Origin of the sequence: Candidatus Darwinibacter acetoxidans (assembly GCF_041936445.1) — a bacterium.
Lineage (GTDB): Bacteria > Bacillota > Limnochordia > Darwinibacteriales > Darwinibacteriaceae > DTU010.
Genome location: NZ_JBHGXH010000132.1, coordinates 1 through 1615, shown reverse-complemented (window position 1 = coordinate 1615; position 1615 = coordinate 1). Strand labels below are relative to the sequence as shown.

Annotated in this window: 3 protein-coding genes; all 3 read right to left on the bottom strand. The window is 62.7% G+C overall.

Features of this window, described 5'->3' with window-relative positions:
- Positions 1-450, bottom strand: a 450-nt coding sequence (locus ACE4YL_RS04905; protein ID WP_461369314.1) for a hypothetical protein, incomplete at its 3' end; no start/stop codon positions are given.
- 220 nt (positions 451-670) lie between these two features.
- Positions 671-1003: a hypothetical protein gene (locus ACE4YL_RS04900; RefSeq protein ID WP_461369313.1), complete on the bottom strand. Its 333-nt coding sequence runs from the start codon at positions 1001-1003 to the stop codon at positions 671-673.
- On the bottom strand, positions 1000-1615 hold a 616-nt coding region (locus ACE4YL_RS04895; RefSeq protein ID WP_461369312.1), incomplete at its 5' end, for a minor capsid protein. The genes ACE4YL_RS04895 and ACE4YL_RS04900, both read right to left, overlap by 4 nt.

Sequence of the window (1615 nt, the reverse complement as noted above, 5' to 3'; positions counted from 1 at the left end):
GGGTGCCGGCTCGCGCCGGGTGAGCGCGTCGGCAATCGTCTTGAGCAGTCCCTTGGTTTCGTCGTCAGGCATGTCTGGTTCCTGTAGATTGTGGAACATTGCTCCACTGTCGTTCGGATAGCAGTTCGGGCACGCTCCGCGATCGAACACGAGGATGTGGTTCGGGGTCACCGGACCGGCGATCCTGGTTGCTCCAGGCAGCCGAGGATCCGGGGCCTCCGGGGAGGCGAGGCCAGTCGAGAGCGAGAGTTCGCCCGCGTTGGCCTTGGCCTCGATGGCCGGATCCGAGAACACGATGGCGCCCTTAAGGACCTTCTCGCCAATCTCCGTCAGATGAGCGGCGGATACGCTGCCGACCTTGCGGAACTTCGCGGGAAGAGTGCTGGCAACCACGTCCTCGAACCGGGGATGTTCTGCGGGCTCCCCCGGCCCCGTCTCAACGTAGATCACTGGGACAGTGTTCCAACGGTCTACGGTCGGAGCGAAGTGCTTCGCGTCGTAGAACACGTATCTCCCGTTGTTCCGGTGGTACACGTCGAGGCGTTGGAGCGTGACGTCGTGGAGGTTAGCAAAAGCGTTCGTGTGGGGAGTATCTCCACGAGTCATACAATATGCTTGGCAGGCATACCCTATATAAAAAATTGTGGCCCTTTTTTGGGCATTCTACGCATTATACGGCGCTGTTTTCTGAATTGTCCCTCTCAATCGCGCGTAAATCGATCTGCTTTTCGAGGTGGGTAATGAACCCGGTGACCCCTCGCGGACCGTGGAACCGGGATTCGAGGCCATACCGGTCCATGTATCGTTTCAAACGGACGAGGAGGTCTTCTTCGTCGTCAGGGAGGGTCGCGTTCTTGAGGCGGCGCTGGTAGTTCCGGATCGTGTGCCGGGTGACATCGGCGTCGGTGAACTCGGGAAGTTTCAGGATGTCGGCCGGGAACAGGTCGAGGTTCTCCCGGATGATCTGGATCTGGCGATCGGTGAGTGTCGGTGGGCGAGTCATACTTCGAGTTCCTCTAGTGTTAGGGTGATGCTGTCAGATTCTTCCACGGCGGCGCCTTCCTCTTCGACCTTGTAGTCCGCGTCGATGAGGGTGCACCGGCAGTTCGGTTCGCCGAGCCAGGGGGCCTTATCGACCGGGTAGATCTTGCCGTCCCGGGCGAGGTGTTCCGGTCGCGTCGAGTCGTCGCCGACGGCGATGTACTCGAGATAGTGGACCCCGGTCTTCAGGTAGGTCGCGACCCGGGCGTCGGTCCGGATCTTCTGCGCCTCCGTCCGGGCTGCGGTGACGGCGTTGTGCTCCGTGCCGTCGAAGTAGCCCCGGAGTTCGCGGGCGATCTGGCGAGGATGCATCCCGCCGCGCTGCCCTTCGCCGATGATGCGGAGGATCTCCTCCTGGTCCCGAGAGGCCATGTCGCTGAGCCAGGGCTTGAACGTGCGCCGGGTGGTGATGGAGACGCGGCCGTCGCCGAGGGCCGTGACCACGCGCTCGACGATATCGGTGCCACCCTTCGCGACCTGCGCCCGGTAGGCGGCGACCTGCTCCTTCGTGATGCCGGCGACGATCTGCCGGGTGAACTTGTCGGCGGTCCGGCGCCGGAGTTCGCCGAGCGTG

Bases quoted from the DNA above. Each gene is read 5' to 3' on its own strand.
- ACE4YL_RS04900 (WP_461369313.1), bottom strand. From the start codon at position 1,003: ATGACTCGCCCACCGACACTCACCGATCGCCAGATCCAGATCATCCGG.